Origin of the sequence: Tenacibaculum aquimarinum (genome assembly GCF_022478115.1) — a bacterium.
In the GTDB taxonomy this organism is placed as follows: Bacteria; Bacteroidota; Bacteroidia; order Flavobacteriales; family Flavobacteriaceae; genus Polaribacter; species Polaribacter aquimarinum_A.
Window position 1 is genome coordinate 58,832 of record NZ_JAKGSC010000008.1, and the last position, 16,399, is coordinate 75,230.

Below are 16,399 nucleotides of genomic sequence, written 5' to 3' on the forward strand. Positions count from 1 at the left end.
TTTTCTACCGAAACTACTTATCCTTTTTTGTAGTGTTTTTTATATTTTATCCAAGCTAAAATTCCTAAAATAGCAACAAAACCTACTGAATAAAATACCGAACTAGGTGTAATAACTCTATCTCCACTTGCATAAGAATGTAATCCTGATAAGTAAAAGTTTACACCAAAATAAGTCATCATTATTGATGCATAAGCCATTATTGACCATAAGTTGAATGTAAATTTACCACGTAAACCAGGAATTAAACGCATATGTAATACAAAAGCATAAATCATTATGGAAACTAGTGCCCAAGTTTCTTTTGGATCCCAACCCCAATAACGTCCCCAACTTTCGTTTGCCCACATTCCGCCTAAAAAGTTTCCGATAGTAAGCATTACTAAACCAACGGTTATAGACATTTCATTAATTATAGTCAATTCTTTAATGTTAATATCCATTTTCTTTTTGTTATTCTTAGTGGTAAAAACCATTAAGAATAGCGAAACAATTCCTAAAATCATTGCCAAAGAAAAAGGACCGTAACTAGCTACAATAATAGAAACGTGCACTAACAACCACCATGAGTTTAATACAGGTTGTAAATTTGCAATTTCTGGGTCTAACCAGTTTTGATGTGCAAAAGCTAATGTAATTGATACTAGAAATGCTGTTGCAGCAATTGTTAAAGCAGATTTTCTTCCTAGTAATAACCCAAACAACATTGTAGCAAAAGCAACAAAAATAATTGATTCGTAAGCGTTACTCCAAGGCGCATTACCGCTAATGTACCAACGCATTCCAAGACCAATAATGTGTGCCGTAAATAAAATGATTACTATACCAATAAGCCCTTTTATTATATAGTTTAAAGCTTTACTACTAGTAAATATCTGTGTAATAACTAATATGATTAATAAAACACCAACAATACCATAACCTATAGCGAGGTTACTAAAAATATCAATTTCATTATAAGTTATTTCTAGTTCAATTTTTTCTTCTGAAGGGCGAACATTTGACCCAAATTTCTTTTGAAACTTTTTTATTCCATCTAAAACACTATTAGCTTCTGTATAATCTCCGGTTTGTTTAGCATTTTGTAATAGTTGAATATAAACAGGTAAAGATTGACGAACAAAAACAGAATCGATGCCTTTAAAACCAGCGTTTAATGTTTCTGGTTGAGAAACCCATTTATTGTTTTCTTCATTAGGAATTGGGAATATACGCATTACGTTACCGCCTAAAGCACTTGTGTAAAGCCAAACTCTTCTTCCAATTTTTATAACATCTTTCTCAAATTTATCTTGAATATTTTTCTTTTGAGCTTCAATTATATAGTTGTCAATTTTTGAAACACCATTTTCGCCATAAAAATCATACAAACGCGCATGTGTAGCGGTTTGCGGTAAATTTAAAATTTCACGAATTTTTGTATTTCCTTCTTCTAAATAAATGAATGGAATTCTCTCTGCCCAAAAACTTGGATTTTCTCTTATTGATAATAAAACCTGACTAGGATTCATGTCTCTAAAAGTATCAACATGACTTACTTTTCTCACCAATTCCGATGCAAAAGTATGTGCTGGTTTCATACGTCCTCCAGCATCTTGAATTACTAATTTGCTAAAAGATTTTGCATGTTCCGCATCAACTATGTTAGCTTTTAAAATAGAATCAATTTGAACTTCGGTAATTTTTATTAATTGACGTTGTTGGTGTTTCGTAACAGTTTGTTGAGGCGCATGATTATGTCCGTCGTTTTCTGTGTGAACATGTTCTTGTCCAAAACTAAATCCAAAGAAAAACAAGAAACCAATTACAGACATGGTTAGTTTTTTCTTCCTAATTTTTTTCAAACTTTTCTTTAAACTATCAAAATGAGTATTCTTAACAAATAGCATTGCTAATAAACCTCCGAATAATAAAAAGTAACCAATGTATGTTATTAATGTTCCCCAATAATCATGATTTACTGAAAGGTGGGTTTGTTCAATTTCTTCTCCGGCGTTTTTATAACTAGACTGAAAAAACTTAAATCCTTTATGATCTAAAATATGATTCATGAAAATTCTATAATCAAATGTATTGTCTTTGTCAATAACCGTAACCTCACTTGCGTAAGAAGCTGCGCTTTCTGAACCTGGGTATTTTTCTAATTGAAAATCATTCAGTTTAATGTTAAACGGAATTAATAATTCTTTGGCGCCATACCAAGCTCTAAAATTTAAACCACCAACAGAAAACTGTTTTTGTCCGTCGGTATTGTATTGTCCACCAGTAAATTCAATTCTTTCTGTTTCGTTATTTGCAGTAACATCAAAAATTACAGCGTCGTATTTAGTTTTATCTTTTTTTCCGCTAATAGTTTGGATCTCTCCTTTTTCTGCAGGTCTTGGAATTACAAATTGTAAACCAGCTACATTGTGTAAGGTTAAATATTGGAAGTGTTGTGCAGAATCTTTTACAATTGTTCCTTTTTTCTGGTCTGCCATTCTAAGCCAATCTCCATCAGCTTTAGTTTTCATTTGTAAAGTTCCGTTTTCAGTATAAAAATTGATTGATGCATTATTTTCTGGTGCTTCAAAACCAACTAATATATTATGAATGTTCTGTATTGTTCCTTTTTTAATATAATGCTCGTGTCTGCTTCCTTCAGAACTTTCAACTAAAAATAAATGTTCAACTCCATTTTCATCCAAAACCATTTTCTTTTCTGCCCAAGGAATATAATCAACTAATTTAAAATCGATTGTATTTGCAGCAGCGCTTTTTTTAGGTTGAAAAGTAGCACTAAATTCTTTACTGTTTTTTCCCCAAGCAGTTAGTAACAGTTTTTCGTTTATTTCTTTTTGAAATTCGCTGTTATCAACAATTACGTTTAAGTATGTGGTTTCTGATAATAATTTATTAGTAGTTTCTCCTTCATCAATAATCATCATACCTTCATAACCAATATAGCGTGTAATTCCTGCGCCAATTAGAATTAATAAAAATGAAACGTGAAACAGTAAAACCGACCACTTTTCTTTTTTATACAAACGGTATCTAAAAATATTTCCAAAGAAATTTACGACAAATAACAGCATAATTAACTCAAACCACCAAGTGTTATAAACAAGTGCTTTAGAGGTTTGTGTTCCGTAGTCGTTTTCTATAAATGTGGCAACACCCATTGCAGCAGCAAAGAGAATAAATAAAATTGCCATTAAACGTGTTGAGTAGAGTATATTGAAGATTTTTTTCATCTTAATTTGGTACTTTTAAAGTCGCACAAATTTACGCATAAAAGCAGAAAAAACAGTGTATATTTTACTGTTTTTTTACTAGATTTTTTTGTCGAAATGGAAGGGAGATTTTGGAGAATTCGCTAATGTTTAAGAATATTCACAGTTTTAATTGTTAATATTCAAAGTTAGCGAAATTTACTAAAAAAGGAATTTAGAAGCAAACTAAATCTTACGCATCAGTTTTTTCTATTTTGATATAAAATTAATTTTGCAAATCATTTTGAAAAGCTTCAACTAGAATTGTATTTTTACACATAAGAAATTACCATATGAAAATAATAATATCTCCAGCAAAATCCTTAGATTTTGAAAGTAAAGTGCCTACAAGTTTACATACTGAACCTCAGTTTTTAGCGCAATCTGAAAAGCTAAATAAGAAACTAAAAACATTATCTAGAAAGAAGCTTTCTGAATTAATGAAAATTTCAGGTGATTTGGCTGCTTTAAATTACGATAGAAATCAGACTTGGGAAACACCATTTACGCAAGACAATGCAAAACAAGCTATTTATGCTTTTACAGGAGCAGTTTTTCAGGGAATTGATGTAAATTCTTTAGCTGAAGAAAAATTACCAGTCTTACAAGATAATTTACGAATCCTATCAGGTTTATACGGTTTATTAAAACCGTTAGATTTAATACAACCTTATCGATTAGAAATGGGAACACGTTTAAAAGTTGGAAGAGCTGAAAATTTGTACAAATTTTGGGGAGATGAAATAGCAAATGCTTTAAATGAAGAAATTAATGATGATGAGTTATTTATTAACCTTGCAAGTTCAGAATATTTTAAAGCGGTAAATAAAAAAGTGCTAAAAGTGCCAATGATTACGCCTGTTTTTAAAGATTTTAAAAATGGAGAATATAAAATTGTGATGACTTATGCTAAAAAGGCTAGAGGTTTAATGGTGCGTTATATCATTGAAAACAATGTTAAAACTATTCAAGAATTAAAAGGTTTTAATGTAGATAAGTATCGTTTCTCATCAGAATTATCTTCTGAAACAGAATTAGTTTTCACTCGATAGTATTCAGTTTTCAGTGTTCATAACTTGCAGTTGAGTATTGCCAGCTGAATACTGAAAACTGCCTACAGAATCAACAATCAACCATTCTTACGGTAACGGCTAAACCGCCTTCCGATGTTTCTTTGTAATTTTTATTCATGTCTTTTGCGGTTTCCCACATAGTGTCAATTACATCATCTAAATGCACTAAAGATTCTTTTGGATCCGTTTCTAAGGCAATTTCTGCGGCATGAATTGCTTTTATAGCGCCCATTGAATTACGTTCAATACAAGGAACTTGAACCAAACCGGCAATTGGGTCGCAAGTTAAACCTAAATGATGTTCCATTGCAATTTCTGCGGCAGATAAACATTGTGCAGGTGTTCCGCCTAATAGTTCTGTTAAAGCTCCAGCTGCCATTGCAGAGGAAACTCCAATTTCTGCTTGACAACCTCCCATTGCTGCAGAAATTGTAGCGTTTTTCTTGAAAATACTACCTATTTCGCCCGCAGTTAATAAGAATTTTTTAACATGATTAAAATCTGCTTCATGATTTTCTATAACCATATAATACATTAAAACAGCCGGAATTACACCTGCGCTTCCATTTGTAGGGGCAGTTACAACTCTACCTAATGCCGCATTAACTTCGTTTACTGATAATGCAAAACAGCTAACCCATTTTAAAATCTCTCTAAATTTTACTTCGCTACTTCTAATTGCAGTTATCCATTCATCTGGATTAGCATATATAGCGCCTTTAATAAGTTTAGCTTGTGTATCAAAAGCACGTCTTTTTACATTTAATCCGCCAGGAAGTTTTCCTTCAGTATGGCAACCAATGTACATGCATTCTAACATTGTTTCCCAAATTCTATTCAATTCAAAATCAATTTCATCAGAAGAACGGAGTTCTAATTCATTTTTTAAAACGATATCTGAAATTTGTAAATTTTCTTTTTCGCAATATTCTTCTAATTGAATAGCTCTATTTATTGGAAAAGGAAAGTTCTTTTTTGTAATTTCTATTTCTTCTTCTAAATGATCGTTTTCTTGAACAATAAATCCACCGCCAATAGAATAATAAGTTTCTGTTGATATTTCTTTTCCATTAGAAAAGCCTTTAAAAGTCATTCCGTTTGAATGAAAAGGCAAAAAATCTCTATTAAAAATAATAGAATTTTTTAAAAACTTAATTTTATTTCCACCTTTAAAATAAATTTCTTCTTGTGTATTAATTCTATCCACAATAATAAAAACATCTTCAATAGGTATATATTCTGGGTCAGCTTCACTTAAGCCTAAAAGAATAGCTAAATCTGTTGCGTGTCCTTTTCCTGTTAACGAAAGTGAGCCGTACAGATGCACTTCAATAGTGTCTATAGCATCTAAAAGATTTGTTTCTCTTATTTTTTGAACCCAAGCCATGGCAGCTCTCCAAGGGCCTAATGTGTGTGAGCTAGATGGGCCAACGCCAATCTTAAGCATATCGAAAACACTAATAAATTGTGACATTCTTAAAAAACTACATTTAAATTGCTGTAAATGTAAAAAATCCAACTCATTGAGTTGGATTTTTTTATAATATTATAATAAAATTTATTTTAGAAACCGTAAACAGATTCTTTGTCAAATTTTTTCATTAACATATAATATACTACCGCTCTATATTTATTTCTTTCAGACTTCCCAATTCTTTCCATAACTTCTGCAATACCTGCGTCTAATTCAGGGCTATCAGCTAAACCTAATTTTTTCATTAAGAAATTTTTCTTAACCGTTGCTAATTCTTTAGCATCAGAACCAGATACAGTTTCAGCATCTTTCTTATAAATTGATGGACCTAATCCTTTAGTAACAGCTTTTAATAAATCTGTGTTAGAGCGTAAATCTCTATCGTCCATAAATTTTTTATACAATGCTACTTTTTCGTCAAACTTACTCATGATTTTTTGTTTTATAGGTTAACTTTTTTTAAAAATTAAAATTTAGATTCCAAATATAGAGAAATAATTATGGATTGTCAAATAGAATTTTAAATCAGTCGATTAGCAACTTAAAATCAATAAAAACCATGTTTTGTTAATTAAATTGTTGAAAACAAAAACACATTGTTTCGAAGCGGCATTATAGTTGTAGTACATTTAGAGTGTAATTCTAAACCTTTGCCTATGTCTTTATCAAAGTTTGAATCGATGCTTAAAACAAATAATGTTTATTTTTTCGATTTGGTTGAGTTTGAGGAAATTATAGTTCATTATCTTGATGTGGGTAAGCATTCTTTAGCTAGAAAAGCTGTAAAACTTGGAATGGAGCAACACCCAACTTCTGTAGACCTAAAACTACTACAAATAGAACTCCTTATTTTTGAGAATAAATTAGAAGAGGCAACACTTTTAGTGAATAGGTTAGAAGTGGTTTCGCCAAAAAACGATGAGGTTTTTATTCAAAAAGCTACTATTTTATCAAAAAGAGGCACACATTTAGAAGCTATCAAAAATCTTGAAAAAGCATTGGTTTTTTCTGATGACAAAGCAGATATCTGGTCTTTAATAGGTATGGAATACTTGTATTTAGATGATTATGATAATGCTCGTTTAAATTTCATTAAATGTATTGAAGTAGATTTTGAAGATTATTCATCACTCTACAATGTTGTCTATTGTTTTGATATGCAAGAGAATCATGAGCAAGCTATTACATATCTAAACTCTTATGTAGATAAAAATCCATATTGTGAAGTAGCTTGGCATCAATTAGGAAGACAGTATTTTACACTAAATATGTATAAAGAAGCATTAACTTCTTTTGACTATTCTGTTTTAATTGATGAGAGCTTCATTGGAGGTTATTTAGAAAAAGCAAAAACTTTAGAAGCGTTAAATCGTTTTGAAGAAGCAATTGATAATTATTTAATTTCTTTAGAATTAGACGATCCAACAGCATTTGCATATACAAGAGTTGGTGAATGTTATGAAAGATTAGGTAAGTCGGAGATTGCAATTAGATATTATAAAAAAGCGGTACATGAAGATCCTTTGTTAGATAAAAGTTGGTTGTTGTTAACTAACTTGTATTATGATCAAAAAGAGTATCAAAAAGCAGCATATTATATAGGTAAAGCTTTGAAAATAGACGACGCAAATCCAATGTATTGGCAAAAATATTCAGACATTCATTTAAAGTTAAACTTCTTTGAAGAAACTGTAAAAGGTTATAAAAAGTGCATAGAGTTAGGTGATATTGATCTTGAAGTTTTTACCGCGCTATCTGATGTTCAACTGTTTTTAGGAGATTTTAATGATGCTTTAAAAACAGTTTTCGATGCGCAAAAAATATATAAAGATTTTGCCGAATTAGAATACCGATTAGCCGGATTGTTTTTTATATTAAATAAAGAAAACTACGGTAGAGGTCATTTGATTAACGGAATGAAAATAGATTATGAGTATCATATAATTATAAAAGAACTATATCCAACAGTTTTTGATAATGTTAAGATTCAGCAATTATTAAAAAATTATAAGAAAGCTATAGAGTAATAAAATTTATTTTACAGTTAAGCCGGGCATTTATGTTCGGTTTTTTTATGTTTTTAAACTATCTTCGCCATAAACAAACTAAACAATGAGTAGAACATTAAAAGACTATATTTTTATAGGTTGTAAAGGATTAGCAATGGGAGCAGCTGATGTTGTTCCAGGAGTTTCTGGCGGTACAATTGCGTTTATTTCTGGTATTTATGAAGAATTATTAGAAAGTATAAGTAATATAAATTTAGATTTATTTAAAACGTTTAAAAAAGAAGGTTTTTCTAGTGCTTGGAAACAGTTAAACGGTAATTTTTTATTAGCATTGTTTTCTGGAATTTTTATTAGTGTTGTTTCTCTTGCAAAAGCAATAAAGTGGTTGTTAGAAAATGAACCAATTTTATTATGGTCTTTTTTCTTCGGATTAGTTTTAGCAAGTATTATTTACATTGCTAAACAAGTAACAAAATGGAACGCGGTTTCTTATATTTTGTTGATTTTAGGTGCTGTTTTAGCTTACTATATAACAACTTTAAATCCTTTAATTTCTGAAAGTTCTTCGCCTTTATTTATGTTTTTAGCAGGCGCTGTTGCAATTTGTGCTATGATTTTACCTGGAATTTCAGGTTCTTTCATTTTGGTTTTATTAGGCGCTTATAAGCCAATTCTAGAAGCTATAAATAATAGAGATTTAAAAACAATAGCATTAGTAGGAGCAGGAGCATTTGTTGGTTTGTTAACTTTTTCTAGAGTTTTAAAATGGTTGTTTACACATTATAAAAATTACACGTTGGTTGCTTTAACGGGCTTTATAATTGGTTCGTTAAATAAAATTTGGCCTTGGAAAAAGGTGTTAACATATCGTTTAAATTCTCATGGAGAAAACGTGCCATTTAATGAGCAGTCTGTTTTACCAACTTCTTTTGAAGGAGATCCTAAAATTGTATTTGGAATTTTATTAATGATTGTTGGTTTTTCTCTAATTTTATTACTTGAAAAATTAGCGGTTAAGAAGAATTAATTTTACGTAACTTCGTCTCCGACAGTTACCAAACAATGTATAAATCTAGAACGTTATCTAATAAAATAGGGCTTTTCCTTAAAGGCCTAGCTATGGGTGGCGCAAACAAAGTTCCTGGAGTTTCTGGAGGAATGGTTGCTTTTGTTATAGGTTTTTATGAAGAATTAATCTTTAGTTTTAGAAGAGTTAATAGAAAAGCATTTAAATTACTTTTTAATGGAAGATTTAAAAGCTTTGCCCAGTACATAAACTTACCTTTTTTAGTGCTGATACTTTCTGGAAGTATGTTTAGCTATTTTAGTATATCGTTAGTTTTAGACTATTTCTTAAAACATTACGAACTCTATGTTTGGTCTTGGTTTTTCGGAATGATTATCGGCTCAATTTATTATATATCTAAAGATTTTGGAGTTTGGAAACTTAAAGATTTAATAAGTTTACTAATAGGGATTTCAGTTGGAGTTGCAATTAGTTTTTTATCGCCAGCAAAAGAAAATGATAATTTATGGTTTGTTTTTCTTTGTGGAATTATTAGCGTTTCTGGAATGACACTTCCTGGACTTTCTGGCTCTTTTATCTTAATTCTTTTGGGTAATTATGTGTTGCTTTTGGTAGATAGTGTAAACGCCTTTTTAGGAATAGTAACTAATTTGTTTTCAGGGAATTTGGATGTTTTAAGTAACCCGGAAAATATACGTTATTTAAAAATTATTAGCGTTTTTACAACAGGTTCTGCATTTGGATTGGTTTCTATATCGCATGTTTTAGGATATGTTTTAAAACACTGGAATAAGATTGTAAATGCTGTTATTATAGGTTTTATTACAGGTTCTTTAGGCATTGTTTGGCCTTGGAAAAAAACAATATTTGTACAAGAAAACGGAACAGCACTTATAGATATAAATGGAGATAAAATTATTGAAAACTATCAACGATATTTGCCAGAGTTAGCATCTGCAGAAACGTGGTTGGCAATATTTTTTATTGTATTTGGAATCGCATTAATATTAGGAATAGATTTTTATGGACGTAGAAGAAAAAAATAAATTGTTTGCACTTGTTGGAAAAGATATTTCATACTCTTTTTCTAAAGGATACTTTACTGAGAAGTTTCAACAATTAAAATTAGAGAAGAATAAATATGTGAATTTTGATATTCAATCTATTGATGAATTGCCAAAATTAATAGCAAAGCATAAAGCAGAACTTGGCGGTTTAAATGTAACCATACCTTATAAAGAAGCTGTAATTCCGCTTTTAGATAAAATGTCTAAAGCTGCAAAGAAAATTGGAGCCGTTAATACTATAAAAGTCACCAAAAAAGGTTTTTTGAAAGGTTATAATACAGATGTTTATGGTTTTCAAAAATCTATAGAGCCATTGTTGAAGCCGCATCATACAAAGGCATTAATTTTAGGAACTGGTGGCGCTTCTAAGGCTATTGCTTTCTCACTTAAAAAACTTGGAATTTCGTTTAAGTTTGTAAGTAGAAACCCACAAGGAAAGAAACAAATAGGTTACAATAAGTTAAAGAAAGCTGTAATACAAAAGCATACAGTTATTATAAATTCTACACCTTTAGGTACGCATCCAGATGTGTTTAATTACCCGTCAATACCGTATGAGTTTTTAACTGAAAAGCATTTGTTATTCGATTTAATTTACAATCCGGCAGAAACAGCTTTTTTAACTAAAGGTAAAGAAAGAGGTGCAACTATTAAGAATGGGTTAAGAATGTTGGAACTACAAGCCGAAAAATCTTGGCAAATTTGGAACGGAATTAAAGAGTAGAAATACCTACATAAATAGGCTGCGTTAGGGATTGAAACGGCATCCTTTATTCTAAAAAATGCGATAGTATTTTTTTAGAATAAAGATATAGTGTAAAGCCCGCTCGAACGCCCAAATATTAATTTGCTGTTTTTGGAATACATTGTTATCTTTACGTACTAATATTAGAACTTAAACATTGTAGATATGTTGGATAAAAATGAAAACCCTGAAAAGGAAGTTGAGAATGTAGATGTTAACCCGTTAACAAACACAGAAGAAGTTGTAGAGAGCGTAGAAAGTTCTGATGCAGAAGCGCCAGAAACGGCGGAAGTAATTGAAGCTATTGACAATCAGGTTGCAGAAGATGCAGAAAAGTCTGATGAAAAAAATGAAATTCCGATGCTCGATTATGAGTCTATGGAATTAGAAGGTTTGGTTGAAGAGCTTGAAAAATTGGTTAAGAATAATCCTGTACAACAAATAAAAGCAAATGCAGATGCTATTAAAAATGCTTTTAATAGTAAGTTTGGTAAGTTATTGTCTGATAAAAAAGAAGCTTTTTTAGCGGAAGGTGGTAATGTTATTGATTTTCAGTTTTCGAGTCCAATAAAATCTTCTTATAACACACTTTTAGGAGAATATAAAACAAAAAGAGATGCTTACTACAAAGAGTTGGATGGGCAGCTTAAGGCAAATTTAGAAAAGCGAAATCAAGTTATTGAAGAGCTTAAAGTGCTTATAGAAAATGGTGATGCAAAAACCATGTATAATGATTTTAGAGACTTGCAAACGCAATGGAAAGGTATTGGCGCTGTGCCAAGAACAAAGTATAATGATACTTGGAAAATTTATCATCATCATGTAGAGCGTTTTTACGATTTATTACATTTAAGTAAAGATTTTAGAGAGTTAGATTTTAAGCATAATTTAGAAGAAAAATTAAAGTTAATTTCTCGAGCAGAAAGTTTAGCTGAAAAAGAGAATATAAACGATGCGTTTAAGGAATTACAAGATTTACACAAACTTTGGAAAGAAGAAGTTGGTCCTGTAAGTAAAGAGTATAGAGAAGATGTTTGGCAAAAGTTTAGCAATGCAACTAAGGTTATCCATGACAAAAGACATGATCATTTTCGTGCTTTAAAATCTCAACATCAGGATATTATTGATGTTAAGTTAGCGGTTATTGAAAAGATAGCTGCTTTTGATACTTCAAATAATAAAACGCATAAAGATTGGCAAAATAGTATTAAAGGAATTGAAGCTTTACGTAAAGAGTATTTTGATGCAGGTAAGTTACCTTATGCAAAAAGCGAGGCTGTTTGGCAAAAATTTAAAGCAGCAACAAAGAAGTTTAATGCTGCTAAGAATACTTTTTATAAACATGAAAAAGGAACTCAGAACGATAATTTAAAGGCAAAAATGGCTTTAATTGAATTAGCGGAGAGTTTAAGAGAAAGTGAAGATTGGGAAACGTCTACTAATACAATGAAACGTATTCAGTCTGATTGGAAAAAAATTGGTCATGTGCCACGTAAATTTTCTGATGATATTTGGAAGCGTTTTAAAGCTGCTTGTAATTTTTATTTTGATAGATTACATGCACGTAAAAATGAGTTAAATAAAGACCAACAAGTTCTTGTAGATACTAAAAAAGAGTACTTAGAGCAACTTAAGGTTTCGGAAACTACATCTTTAGAGGATGTAAATGCTGCAATTGCAAAATGGAAAGAGTTGGGGAGTTTGCCAAGAAATATGCGTCATTTAGATGGTAAATTTAATAAGCAAATAGATGCGGCTTACGAAAAATTAAATCTTGGTAAAGAAGAAGTTGCCATGATGAAGTTTAAGAATGTTATTAATAGTTACTTAGATCAAGAAGATTTTAGGAAACTAGATAATGAACAATTCTTTTTGCGTAAGAAAATTGATGAAACCGTTAGAGAGATGCAACAGTTAGAAAATAACTTAAGTTTTATTTCTAATGCTACTGAAGATAATCCGTTTGTTATAAACGTTAGACAAGGGATTAATAAGCATAAAGAAGATTTAGATGTTTGGCAATTAAAGTTAGATTATTTAAAGAAGTTAAAATACTAGATTTAGTATTTGTATAAAACAAAAAACTCGAAGCTAAGCTTCGAGTTTTTTGTTTTATAATTAAAAAGGATTAAGCAAAAATCTTGTCGATTTTTTGTTTTTCCTCTTCAGCTAGAGCAGCATCTACTAAGATTCTACCACTGTGCTCGTCAATAGTAATTTTCTTTCTGTTTGCAATTTCTAATTGTACTTGTGGTGGTATTGTGAAGAAAGATCCTCCAGCTGCGCCACGTTCAATAGAAACTACTGCTAAGCCGTTTCTTACTTTATTTCTTATTCTAGAATAAGCAGCAAATAAATGTGCGTCTAAAGATTTAGAAAATTCTTCAGATTTTTCGTTTAATAACGCTTCTTCTTTTTCAGTTTCTTTTAAGATAGCATCTAGTTCAGATTTTTTGTGACCTAAATGTGCTTCTTGTTTGTTTAACTTTTCAGTAGTTGATGCAATAATTTGTTTCTTTTGCTCAATTTTAGCTTTAAACTCGTTAATGCGTTTTTCAGCTAATTCAATTTCTAATTCTTGATATTCAGTTTCTTTAGCTAAAGAGTCAAACTCACGATTGTTACGTACATTTTTTTGTTGCTCTTCATATTTTGCCATTAACGCTTTACTTTCGTCAATTGCTAATTTTTTGTTTTTAATATCTGTTTCAAGATTAGTAACGTCTTCACCTAAATTAGAAACACGGGTATTTAATCCGGCAACTTCATCTTCTAAGTCTTCTACTTCTAAAGGTAATTCTCCACGTACATTTCTAATTTCATCTATTCTAGAATCAATTAATTGTAAGTCGTACAGTGCTCTTAATTTCGCTTCAACCGTAATTTCTTTCTTTTTTGCCATGTTTAAAAATAATATATTGGGTTCGTACTTTTTTCTGATAAAATGACCGCAAATTTAGTAAATTTTTTCGAGAGATACTCAACTAAAAGGTTTTTTGTAAACTGTTCGCTTTCATAATGACCAACATCTGTTAATAAAATTTTATTTTCAGCTTTAAAAAACTCGTGATACTTAAAATCGGCACTAACATAAGCATCCGCTTTTTGTTGAATTGCATTTTTAATAGCAAAACTTCCTGAGCCACCTAAAACGGCAACTTTTTTAATTTTTTTATCTAATTTATTAGAATGACGAACACAGCCTGTTTTAAATTTATTTTTCACTAATTTTAAAAAGGCATCTTCTGTTATTGCTGACGGAAGCTCGCCAATCATTCCCATTCCTATATTCTTATCAGAAAATGTTTCCTTTGGAATTAATACTTGCGGATTTTCTATTCCTAAAACTTCACACATTTTAGCAGAAACTCCTAAATGAGTATTGTCTAGGGCTGTGTGTGTTGCATAAATAGCAATATCATTTTTTATGGCTTTTAAAACCACACGTTCAACATAATTATTTCCGTTTATTTTTTTTAATCCGCCAAAAATAATTGGATGAAAACTAACTATTAAGTTGCAATTCTTAGCAATAGCTTCATCTACCGTTTCTTCTAAAGTATCTAAAGTAACCAAAACTCCTGTAACTTCTGTGGCATAATTACCAACTAACAAACCAACATTGTCAAAATCTTCAGCATAAGAAAGTGGTGCAAGTTCTTCTAAATAATTGGTTATGTCTTTTATTTTCATTTGTAAATAATTTGTTGAAGTACCAAAGTTAAGATTTTAATTAGAGAAATGCCTCAATGTTTTTACATTGAGTTTCCTTAAAACTTTAAATAATGTATCTTGAACAAGAAATGTATATAAATTTTTTATTTTCGCAGTAATGAAACTACTTCGTTTTTTATTATTTCCAATTGCAGTTATTTATGATTTGATTACTTCAATTCGAAACTTTCTATTTGATAAAGGTTTTTTTAAAGCTACATCTTTTAATGTACCTGTAATTGCTGTAGGAAATTTAAGTGTTGGCGGAACAGGAAAAACACCTCAGATTGAATATTTAATAAGACTTTTAAAGAACGAAAACAAAATTGCAGTTTTAAGTAGAGGTTATAAAAGAAAATCAAAAGGTTTTTTAAAATTGAATGAAACTCATACTGCTGAAGATGTTGGAGACGAACCTTTACAGTATTTTAAAAAGTTTAATAATATAAGAGTTGCTGTAGATGCAGATAGAACAAACGGTATTACACAGTTATTAAAAGGTGAAAACTCACCAGAAATTGTTTTGTTGGATGACGCATATCAGCATAGAAAAGTAAAAGCAAGTCTCTATATTTTACTTACAAAATATAACGATTTATTTACGGACGATTTTTTATTACCAACAGGTAATCTTAGAGAGAGTAGAAGAGGAGCAAGTAGAGCAAGTATTATTATTGTTACTAAATGTCCAACGGATTTATCAGTTCAAGAACAACAAAAAATAAGAGGTAAAATAAATTTAGAAGCGCACCAACAGTTGTTTTTTTCTAGTATTTCTTATGATGAAAATATAAGTGGAAGCGAAAATATTTCTGTAAATGATTTAAATAAACACGAAGTAGTTTTAGTTACAGGAATTGCAAATCCAAAACCGTTAACTACTTATTTAAATACTAAAGGAATAAATTATACACATCTTAACTTTCCAGATCATCATGCTTTCTCGGGAAAGGATATTGTTAATATTCAGAATACATTTAAAGCTATTTCATCTGATAAAAAAATAATTTTAACAACAGAAAAAGATTATGTTCGATTAGAAGATAAATTGAAAGATGTTAGTTATTTAGGTATCAAAACAAACTTTTTATTGGAAGATAATTTATTTGATGAGGCAATAAAAAGTCATATTAAATGTTAAATTTTGATAAATGGCATTTTTTTTGATACATTTGGTAAACGTAAATTATTTATTATGAGAAAAATATATCTTACCTCCCTAATTTTATTTCTTGGTTTTGGCTTTGCTAATGCGCAAGAATCTGTGGATACTCAAGAAGTAATTGAAGTTCAGGAAGTACTAGAACCTGAAATTGTAATTAATTGGGAAAACTCTTATGATGAAGCTCTAAATAGAGCTAAAGCTGAAAATAAACCTTTATTGGTTTATTTTACAGGATCAGATTGGTGTGGACCATGTAAGGTTTTAGGTAAAAAGTTATTTAAAACTGAAAAGTTTCAGGAATATGCTACCAATAAATTTGTTCTTTATAAAGCAGATTTTCCTAGGAATAAAGATTTAGTTGAAGAAAAAACTAGAAAAGTTAATGAAGAAATACAAGCTCGTTTTGGTCAAACTAAATTTCCAACAATGATTATTGTAAATACAAAAGAGCAAGAGTTGGGGATTAAACAAGGAATGTATATGACAGAGTATTATTATCCATTTTTTGATAAAGCGATTAGAGCTTTCTAATTATAAAATAATTAGATTAATAATATAAAAACAAAGCCTTGATGTTTAACATCAAGGCTTTGTTTCGTTATATATAGAGTGTATCAAATATTCTAAGCATTATAACCAGGCTTTTTATTTATGAATAGGTTTATTCTAACTAAATGCACGAAAATTCGTTTAGGGCTTAGATATTCTATACTGTAATTGGTTTATTGTAAGAAATTGAATAGGAGTTAAGTTATCTTTTTTATATAGTTAAAACTGATGTTCTTTCTATTATAATATAGTTAGTTAGTTAGTTAGTTAGTTAGTTAGTTAGTTAGTTAGTTAGTTAGTTAGTTAGTTAGTTAGTTAGTTAGTT

Annotated in this window: 13 protein-coding genes; 8 read left to right on the plus strand and 5 right to left on the minus strand. The window is 30.1% G+C overall.

The features are described 5' to 3' along the window. Positions 1-17 precede the first annotated feature (17 nt). Positions 18-3,233, minus strand: coding sequence for a cytochrome c biogenesis protein CcsA (gene ccsA / locus L1S33_RS12335; RefSeq protein WP_240562563.1), 3,216 nt, complete (start codon positions 3,231-3,233; stop codon positions 18-20). Positions 3,234-3,544: 311 nt separating this feature from the next. Here ccsA and yaaA point away from each other — a divergent pair, with 311 nt between their 5' ends. Further along, on the plus strand, positions 3,545-4,303 hold the full coding sequence (yaaA, locus tag L1S33_RS12340; RefSeq protein WP_240562564.1) for a peroxide stress protein YaaA: 759 nt from the start codon (positions 3,545-3,547) through the stop codon (positions 4,301-4,303). A gap of 70 nt (positions 4,304-4,373) precedes the next feature. On the opposite strand, the gene L1S33_RS12345 is transcribed toward yaaA, so the two are convergent. Next, positions 4,374-5,798 (minus strand): L-serine ammonia-lyase, encoded by a 1,425-nt coding sequence (locus L1S33_RS12345; protein ID WP_240562565.1) that lies wholly within the window; start codon positions 5,796-5,798, stop codon positions 4,374-4,376. A gap of 89 nt (positions 5,799-5,887) precedes the next feature. Continuing rightward, the gene (locus L1S33_RS12350; protein WP_240551807.1) at positions 5,888-6,229 is read right to left on the minus strand and encodes a DUF2853 family protein; all 342 of its coding nucleotides are present in this window, start codon (positions 6,227-6,229) and stop codon (positions 5,888-5,890) included. Positions 6,230-6,454: 225 nt separating this feature from the next. On the opposite strand from L1S33_RS12350, the gene L1S33_RS12355 reads away from it, so the two are divergent. The 5 genes from L1S33_RS12355 to L1S33_RS12375 all read left to right on the plus strand — a co-directional run bounded on the left by L1S33_RS12355 (position 6,455) and on the right by L1S33_RS12375 (position 12,704). After that, positions 6,455-7,825 (plus strand): tetratricopeptide repeat protein, encoded by a 1,371-nt coding sequence (locus tag L1S33_RS12355; RefSeq protein ID WP_240562566.1) that lies wholly within the window; start codon positions 6,455-6,457, stop codon positions 7,823-7,825. Between the two features lie 85 nt (positions 7,826-7,910). Continuing rightward, positions 7,911-8,834: a DUF368 domain-containing protein gene (locus tag L1S33_RS12360; protein ID WP_240562567.1), complete on the plus strand. Its 924-nt coding sequence runs from the start codon at positions 7,911-7,913 to the stop codon at positions 8,832-8,834. Positions 8,835-8,869: 35 nt separating this feature from the next. Next, on the plus strand, positions 8,870-9,880 hold the full coding sequence (locus L1S33_RS12365) for a DUF368 domain-containing protein (protein ID WP_240562568.1): 1,011 nt from the start codon (positions 8,870-8,872) through the stop codon (positions 9,878-9,880). Continuing rightward, on the plus strand, positions 9,858-10,625 hold the full coding sequence (locus L1S33_RS12370; RefSeq protein WP_240562569.1) for a shikimate dehydrogenase family protein: 768 nt from the start codon (positions 9,858-9,860) through the stop codon (positions 10,623-10,625). The genes L1S33_RS12365 and L1S33_RS12370 overlap by 23 nt, the downstream gene beginning before the upstream one ends. Before the next feature lie 186 nt (positions 10,626-10,811). Beyond that, a complete protein-coding gene (locus tag L1S33_RS12375; RefSeq protein ID WP_240562570.1) occupies positions 10,812-12,704 on the plus strand; it encodes a DUF349 domain-containing protein in 1,893 nt (630 codons plus the stop codon). A 70-nt stretch (positions 12,705-12,774) separates the two neighbouring features. Here the strand turns inward: L1S33_RS12375 and L1S33_RS12380 are convergent, their stop codons facing one another. Further along, entirely contained in the window at positions 12,775-13,548 is a 774-nt protein-coding gene (locus L1S33_RS12380; protein WP_240562571.1) for a zinc ribbon domain-containing protein, read from the minus strand. A 2-nt stretch (positions 13,549-13,550) separates the two neighbouring features. Then, positions 13,551-14,339, minus strand: a complete 789-nt coding sequence (locus tag L1S33_RS12385) for a Nif3-like dinuclear metal center hexameric protein (protein ID WP_240562572.1) — start codon at positions 14,337-14,339, stop codon at positions 13,551-13,553. Between the two features lie 139 nt (positions 14,340-14,478). Between L1S33_RS12385 and lpxK the strand changes: the two genes are divergently transcribed. Both lpxK and L1S33_RS12395 read left to right on the plus strand, forming a co-directional pair. Then, positions 14,479-15,501, plus strand: coding sequence for a tetraacyldisaccharide 4'-kinase (lpxK, locus tag L1S33_RS12390; RefSeq protein ID WP_240562573.1), 1,023 nt, complete (start codon positions 14,479-14,481; stop codon positions 15,499-15,501). 54 nt (positions 15,502-15,555) lie between these two features. Continuing rightward, positions 15,556-16,056 (plus strand): thioredoxin family protein, encoded by a 501-nt coding sequence (locus tag L1S33_RS12395; RefSeq protein WP_240551815.1) that lies wholly within the window; start codon positions 15,556-15,558, stop codon positions 16,054-16,056. The last annotated feature ends 343 nt before the right edge of the window (positions 16,057-16,399 follow it).